Genomic DNA, 7288 nt, shown 5'->3' on the forward strand with positions numbered 1-7288 from the left:
ATACCTTCAGTGTCTTTTCTTATTAGCTTAAATTGGATCCGGTCTCAGTGATGACTCAAGGGGCAGGGAGAACACCTCTCCCGCCTATCTAGCTGTCGTCACCCGCCACGTTCAGTGTCGTCTAATAGTTTGAACATGGTGAGTTGATGCGCTGGTTGAACAAACAACAGTGGGATTGGGCGATTCGGGTGAAGTCAGACCTGTTGGTGACCACCAAGGGCGGTCGAACTCAATCGGTAGAGCGCCTCTTTCCGCCCCCAGAACACGCCTATCTGGTGGGGCCGGTGCGGGTGTTAGGGGATATTGATGCGCACCTGGCAACGGCTAATGTGCCGGGTGCGCAAGACACCTGGGCGGTCTTGTCCAGCCAAACGGTGTCTCTGCAAACGTTTGCGCTCTATGGTGAGCGCTTTGGGGGGATTGAGCACCACTTTATGGATTACAAATCAGCCGCTTTTGATGTGATTGACTCAGGGTTACGCAATGCCCAAGTCTTGACCCGCTTATTCATGCTGCTGGATTGCGCCTACCTGATTGCCCTGGTGTTGGGCATGATGCTGGTTAAGGCGGGTCAACGGAGTCGTCTGGATTGGCATGGCGACCGGGGCTTGAGTTTTCTGCAACTCGGTTTGCGGGAACTGGCTCGGCTTTGCTACGAGCGTTTGCCCTTGCCCATCCTCCAAGCCTTGCCTAAGGGCAATCCACCGCCCGCTTGCGCCTCTCAATGCAAGCGAGACGCCCTAGACTGTCGCATTGAGTTCGCTAAGGTCCTCACATTCTCATGGTGAGACTGCCCTAAGTTTTCTGCACCACTAAGCTCAGACAGCACACACCCACGAAGTTCTTGACCCTGGGCACACTCACCCAATTAGTGATCCTGGTCACTCTCACGCTTTCTCGCCTAGTCCACACGCTCACGGAGTCAATGACCCTGGGCACAATCACCCTGCTCGTAGCAATGCTGGTGGTGGGCCTGGCCCTTCTCAGTCGGTAATTCAGACAGAGTTTAACGTTAACCTCCCTGTACTGACGGCTTTCATCGCACCTGCCACTTCAAATATCTCTATTGCGGCGGCTGCGGCGGCTGGCTCTATTGGCATCTCTGGGACAGGAGTTTCTGTCTCTTCTAGAACGACAGGTGTTACGACTCAGACAGCCTCTCCAGCTATCACAGTAAACAACCAAGGCAGTGGGAACCCAACACCCATTGTCCAGCCCAGCATAGTCTTAAACCGTTTTATCAGGGCCCTTTAGGTTGCTCAGTCGTTAATGGGGCTAATCAATTAACCTCCCAGGATGGATAAAAGATCAATTATTAGCTACAGCGTAAAACATCGACCCATTCTCCCTAACGAGAAGATAAATGCTCTATCTGTCGATGTTCAAAAAATGACTGCTCTTGGCAAACCAAAGCCTAGAAAAGAGTGGGCAGCAGAAAACAACATTAGTGTTAAAGAGCTAGACACAATCCTTCAGAAGGCTAAGCGCGCTGAAAGGTTGATAGTAGAGTCCAATTTAAGGTTGGTTGTCCTTTTCACAACTCAATACCCAAGCCGTTGTAAAGGGTTAGATGAGGAGGTGGTATTTCAAGAGGGCATGATTGGTCTTACCAAAGCAGCTCGCTGCTATGACCCAGCCAGAGGTTGCAAGTTCACTACTCTAGCAATGATGTGTATTCGCCATCAAATCTTTGAGGCTAAGGCTAGATTAGTGAACCGCAATGTCTACGTAGGGGCTCCCTTTGCACCTAACGCTACGTTGTTTAGGGCCGCAAACAAGGCTTGGGGCCTACTAGAACGAGAGTTAGGGCGAACGCCATCTACCAAGGAGTTTCAGGAATATCTAGACCTAACTGATGAGCAGCTTCGGACTCTAGCGAGAATATATATTGCCACAAATGCTCTGCTTTCACTCAACACTCCAGCCCCTGATGGTGAGTCAGAGATAATGAATATTATCCCCTCTAATCAGGAAACTCCTTCAGACTGGTTGGACTCTGAGGACAGACGAGAATACATTTCTAAGATGGTTTCAAAGCTGAGCCCAGACCAGCAGGAATTAATCAACCTACGTTATGGGTTAGACGGCGGTGGCGAAAGGACTCTTGACCAAATCGGTGAGACTATCGGCAGGACGAAGACATATATTGCCACTAAACTTAGAATTGCGATAAAGCAGCTCAAGTATCATTATCAGTCCCACCAATTATCTGGTTCAGTAGGGCAAGACTGACCGTGGAGTCCTACCCAAAAGTCTTCGTCTGGGACATTTAATTGAAATAAAAGAGTAAAGCTTTCTCGTACCTGACTGGGTTTTACACCCTTGCGACCCGCTATCTCTTCTATTGGCTTATCGTGTATTTCTCTATGAAATATCATACGATGATGCCTCATCCAAGCGAGACCTTGTCTACATTCCTCACTGCAGATACCACCTCTCTCATAAGTAGATTTGAACTCTTTACCGCAGTGTTGACAGTTGAGCGTGTAAGTTGTCATGGCTTCATTAGAGATTTTCAGGGGGCAAATATTGATTAATTACTCCAGCATAATGCTTGAGTACTGTTTCAGGGCTGTCGCCCAACCATTCAGCTACTTGTTGAATGGGTATTCCAGCCTCTAAGCAATTAGTCGCAAAGGTATGCCGGGTGTGATACTGGGAGCGGTATTCAGTTACTAGGCCTTGGGTTGTTAATCGAGTAACCCGCCGCTGCCATCCAGCTTGAAAAGCTCTCAAGCTTGGAACGTTAAATAGCAAATCTTCTGGTTTAGCCCCATCAGGCTTCAAGTTTTGGAGAAATTGGTGAAGCTGATCGTTACAGGGTAGTGTTCTGGCCCTATGAGTCTTGGTATCCGTGTTACGGTTCTTAAACCCTGACAAAGCTTCACAAATCTTTAGATGTTCCCCCCTAACGTGTTGCCAGCGGATTCCCCTAGCTTCTCCAGTCCTTGTGCCAGTCAGGAAGAGGAATTTCACTATGGGGAGATAAACCGACCCCTCGAATGATTTGAGGATGGCTGTAGTCTCGTCTGGGGCAAATGGACGGCAATCTGTAGGTGGATTCTTCCTCAGCTCATTCGCCAACCCAGAAAAAGGGTTATGGGTTATCAGCTTCGATTGGACAGCCCACCTACAGCAAGCGTTCAATTGGACGAGGGTGCGCCGTGATGAGTCTCGGGTGTAACGGCTTAGCAACCAGTCCCTAATCTCTATAGCCTGCTCTGGCTTTGTGCTGGGGCAGGACTTAAGGTGGTTACTGACGGTCTTGTACTGCCCATCCAGCGTGGTGAGGCTAACCTGTGGTGTTTTGAAGACCAGATACTTTGCCCAAAGCTCTGTCAGGGTTATGGTCGGGAGAACCTTCTCTAGTTCTTTTTCCTTGGTGGAGGTGACCCTATACCGTTTGAAGGATGTATCTACACAGTTACAAGCCAGGTCGTGCTCTAGGAGCTGAGCTTTGAGTTGAGCTAGCTTCCTGTCGTCTCTGCCCTCATGTAGTCCGATCGATAGATATTTTCGCTTGCCCTCCCAAGGGAACCGTAGTTGGAGAGCCCCATGACTGGACGTGATGCCGACTTTTGAGCGCATTGGTGGTAAATCGGGTGGTAAAAGGGGATTTACGACTCACCACCACTCGTAGAACAACCGTCAGCCATAGGTTTTCGGAATTTGGTATACCCGACTTGAAATCGGGTGTCCGCAAGGACCGAGGGTTCGAATCCCTCCCTCTCCGTACTGTGGTTTCAGGCTTTCGGCCTACTTTATGGTCATTGGCTCAATGTCAATGACCGCAATTCTTATGACAAAATTGCCGTAATTGCGTTAAAAAATGGATCAGCACTAGATTGGGTTTTCAGCATTGATCGGGTCGATTAGGCTGTTGAGCAAGCTAATCAAGGGCTAATCACAATACTTTGATAAGCGCAGCATTGCAAAGGTATTAGGTCATACCCTGGGCAGCGGCGACCGGAGCAATAAATTCCTCTGGCCCTAGCAGTGATATGCAGGGGGTGTGGAAAAATTCCTGGGCGACGGCTTCGGCATCAAGCACCGTGACGGCTGCCACCATGTCCTGGAACTGCTGGTCGTACTCGACCCTCAGGCCTAAAATTTCGTACCAGCCCAGTAGTTGAGCAATTTGAGCGTTGGTCTGCTTGCCCAGGGCGTACTGGCCCAGCAGCTTGTTTTTGGCCGACTGCAGTTCTTCGTCGGAGAGCACTGTCGTTTGCAGCCGTTCGACCTCAAAACGGAGACCATCTAGGGCCGTAGCCGCGTTCTCGGGAGCAGTGCCAATGTAGGCGACAAACTGCGACAGCTCCAAACGGGTAGGGTAAAAGGCCGATACGTCGTAGGCCAGGCCGCGTTTTTCGCGCAGCTCTACAAATAGGCGGCTAGAGAGACCATTGCCCAGGTACGTATTGAGCAACTTGAGGGCGGGGTAGGCCGGGTGCTTAACGGCAGCAGCCGGGTAGCCCACCATCACAATTGCCTGGTTGGTTTCCTGCATGACTACCGAACAGGTGGATGTCATCGTTACCGTCGGTAAAGTGAGGGCCGGGGGTGGGGTGGCCGGGGCTGACCAATTGCCTAGGGTTTGCTCGACCTGGGCTAGAGCGGCTTCAGGGGCAATACGGCCCACAATGGTGACCACGACATTGTCGGGGCGCATGTGCTGGCGGTGAAAGTCCACCAGATCCTGCTGGGTAATTGCGCCGACTGTGGCCTCGGTGCCAATGCCGGGTAGGGCATAGGGGTGTTCGCCATACATGTCGCGACGCAGCTGGTTAAAGGCCACAGTGAAGGGCTGCTCCTGCATCGAGCGAATTTGCTGCAGGGTCAGCTTGCGCTCCAGGTCAATTTCGTCGAGGGGAAAGCTGGGCTGGCGAAGTACGGTGGCAGCCAGGGCAAAAATATTGGCAAAGTCAGCGGAGACGGTTTTGAGGCTGATGACGCTGTAGTCGGCGGCGGCATCGGTACCCAGGCTGGCCCCGACCGACTCTACGGTTTCTGCGATCGCCATCGATGACAGAGTATCCGTACCCTTGGTCAGCAGTCCCATCAAAAAGCTCACCAAACCCGCCTGGTGGGGAGCTTCAAAGGTGCTGCCGGCTCGGATAAATAGTCGGGCGGAGACAATGTCGGCAACCGGGTTTTCTAAGACCAGAACGGTTAAGCCATTGGCTAAAACTGTGCGGTGCAGGCGAGGCGCTTGAAGAAGGGAGGCTGTCACAGGGCAAGAAATAGGCTGTGTAGAGAACAAAATTGACTGGCAAGCCAGTCTAACTATAGACCGCCCAGGCTATAGTCTGCCCAGGCGATCGCGCCAGGCAGACTAGGCAGGATGCAGAATCGTGGAGACATAGCGCAGGGGCGTGAGGTACTGGTCGGCCAGCGATCGCAGCCGATCGCCCGTGTAGCCCTGCAGGGTGGGTACGTAGGAGAGGCATTGATCGACGGCGGCAATGGTGCCGTAGTAGCCGTATAGCCCCGCCAGCTGCCCTGGGGCCTCGGTCGAAAAGGCGTAGTCGTTGCACAATAGGCGTTGGGCTCGCGATAGCTCGGCATCACTAATGGGTTTGGCGGCCAGTTCGCTAAGGCGATCGCACACAATTGCCTCTACCCGGTCCACATCGTCGCCCTCTAGCCAGGCCTGAATGGTAAACAGGCTGCACTCCCGCTGGAGCGAGAACCCGGCCCCGATGTCCTGCACCAGCTGGCGATCTTCGCGCAGCTCGCGCACCAGCCGCGACGATCGCCCCTCGGCCAAAATTGCCGCCAGCAGATCTAGCCCATAGGCTGTTTCGAGCTGGCCAATACCGGGGCCAATCCAGGCCATGGTCAGCCGCGACTGCTCCAGGCGCGGCAGGTGCAGAATCTCGCGCCGCACGCCGGGGAAAGAAGGCACCCGAGAACTTGCTGCCGGGGGGCAGGGAGGCGGTGGGGCAAAGCCGCGAAAGGCGTGCTTGACCAACTCCACTGTTGGCTCCAGCGGGATACCGCCAGTAATCACCACCGTCATCTGATCGGGCTGGTAGTGGGCCTGGTGAAAGCAGCGCATCTCTTCGGGCGATCGCTGCTGCAAGATCTCGGCCGTGCCCAGCACCGGGCGACCGTAGGGATGGTCCTGGTAGACTAGCTCCGACATCGCCTGGTAGCCCAGCCAGTCGGGGTCATCCTGGGCCTGGAGAATTTCTTCCAGCACTACCTGGCGCTCGCGGCCAAACTCATCGGCAGGAATTGCGGCGTGCAGCAGCAAATCGGCCAGGTAGGGCAGCGTCTGGGGCAGCATGTCGGCGGCGATGGTGATGTAAAAGTGGGCGTAGTCATGGCTGGTGGCCGCGTTGGTCATGCCCCCCTGGGTCTCGATCGCGTAGTCAAACACCCCCGGCGGCAGCTGGTCGGTGCCCTTAAAAATCATGTGCTCCAAAAAGTGGGCCATACCCGCCCACTCCGCCGGTTCAGTAATCGCCCCAGCCCTCACCCATACGTCGGCAACGACGACGGGGGTGGCCGCAATCTCCTGGTGGATCAGGGTAAGCCCATTCTCCAAACGAATTACACTAGCGGGAAAATCAACCGAATTCAACGGCGCAGGCCCTACAAAAAATACTAAGCAATCCCTCAACCAGGCCGGTAAACCATCGCCATATCCAGCTGTGGGTCTAGCTATGTTGTCAATACTAGCGCTCAAGTAAGCTAAATCACATTTCAAAAACAATTCCCCCATCCAAACGGACAGGGGAATGTCAAAAAAATAAAGGGTCTCACCGCAGCGCCGTCTTACCTCAGTTTCCGACCTGGGAGAACCAGGGGGGTGCCTTGGCATCTGGCTTAAAGTTTCCGAGTACAAGCTCGGTCTACTGCCGCCGATGCAACTTAGCTCCCGTTCGGAAGAAACATAGATCGACAAACATTGTTGGTAGTCACCAACGCCGTAGTGAGACTCCATTTACTATAACCAACAGCCTGGGGTAAACCGCAAGGGGGAATCCGACCTTCCTTTAGCGCGTTATCTAACCTGTCATCCTCACCACTGTGATCTAATATGACAGCACCGGTTTGACCTGGTCTTTCATTCCCCCTGCTTCTATGGCTCCTGACGATGCTGCTGCTGCCGTAACCGATTCTGCCCCTGACGACTTTGTCACTGGCACCGAAGCGGCTTTGCCAGAGGTGCCCTTAGCGGTGCCTGAGCCAGAGTCGCCAGAGTCGCCAGAGTCCTCTGCCTTAGCCGATTCAGGCGCTGCCGAGCATTCTACGCCTGCGCCTAACTTAGACCCACCCGCCC

The 7288-nt window shown here is 53.5% G+C and carries 6 protein-coding genes, 1 tRNA gene and 1 other RNA gene; 4 read left to right on the forward strand and 4 right to left on the reverse strand.

Annotation, left to right across the window (positions count from 1 at the left end):
* Positions 1 to 155 precede the first annotated feature (155 nt).
* Both IQ273_RS28050 and IQ273_RS28055 read left to right on the forward strand, forming a co-directional pair.
* Positions 156 to 788, forward strand: a complete 633-nt coding sequence (locus tag IQ273_RS28050) for a hypothetical protein (RefSeq protein ID WP_194026417.1) — start codon at positions 156 to 158, stop codon at positions 786 to 788.
* Positions 789 to 1296: 508 nt separating this feature from the next.
* Positions 1297 to 2232, forward strand: a complete 936-nt coding sequence (locus IQ273_RS28055; protein ID WP_194026418.1) for a sigma-70 family RNA polymerase sigma factor — start codon at positions 1297 to 1299, stop codon at positions 2230 to 2232.
* A gap of 273 nt (positions 2233 to 2505) precedes the next feature.
* Here IQ273_RS28055 and IQ273_RS36085 read toward each other — a convergent pair whose 3' ends face one another.
* Positions 2506 to 3588: a site-specific integrase gene (locus tag IQ273_RS36085; RefSeq protein WP_194026419.1), complete on the reverse strand. Its 1083-nt coding sequence runs from the start codon at positions 3586 to 3588 to the stop codon at positions 2506 to 2508.
* Between the two features lie 76 nt (positions 3589 to 3664).
* Between IQ273_RS36085 and IQ273_RS28065 the strand changes: the two genes are divergently transcribed.
* Positions 3665 to 3733 (forward strand) — tRNA-Ser (locus IQ273_RS28065).
* Positions 3734 to 3940: 207 nt separating this feature from the next.
* Here the strand turns inward: IQ273_RS28065 and IQ273_RS28070 are convergent.
* The 3 genes from IQ273_RS28070 to ssrS form a co-directional block, all read right to left on the reverse strand.
* On the reverse strand, positions 3941 to 5230 hold the full coding sequence (locus IQ273_RS28070; RefSeq protein WP_313898274.1) for a pitrilysin family protein: 1290 nt from the start codon (positions 5228 to 5230) through the stop codon (positions 3941 to 3943).
* A gap of 102 nt (positions 5231 to 5332) precedes the next feature.
* Entirely contained in the window at positions 5333 to 6586 is a 1254-nt protein-coding gene (locus IQ273_RS28075) for a pitrilysin family protein (RefSeq protein WP_194026420.1), read from the reverse strand.
* Positions 6587 to 6760: 174 nt separating this feature from the next.
* Positions 6761 to 6944: non-coding RNA, 6S RNA (gene ssrS / locus IQ273_RS28080), on the reverse strand.
* Between the two features lie 145 nt (positions 6945 to 7089).
* Here ssrS and IQ273_RS28085 point away from each other — a divergent pair.
* Positions 7090 to 7288 (forward strand): hypothetical protein (locus tag IQ273_RS28085; protein WP_228054021.1); only part of this gene is annotated, 199 nt, incomplete at its 3' end.

The sequence above is a fragment of the Nodosilinea sp. LEGE 07298 genome (assembly GCF_015207265.1).
Lineage (GTDB): Bacteria > Cyanobacteriota > Cyanobacteriia > Phormidesmidales > Phormidesmidaceae > Nodosilinea.

Bases quoted from the DNA above. Each gene is read 5' to 3' on its own strand.
- IQ273_RS28055 (WP_194026418.1), top strand. From the start codon at position 1,297: ATGGATAAAAGATCAATTATTAGCTACAGCGTAAAACATCGACCCATT.
- IQ273_RS36085 (WP_194026419.1), bottom strand. From the start codon at position 3,588: ATGCGCTCAAAAGTCGGCATCACGTCCAGTCATGGGGCTCTCCAACTA.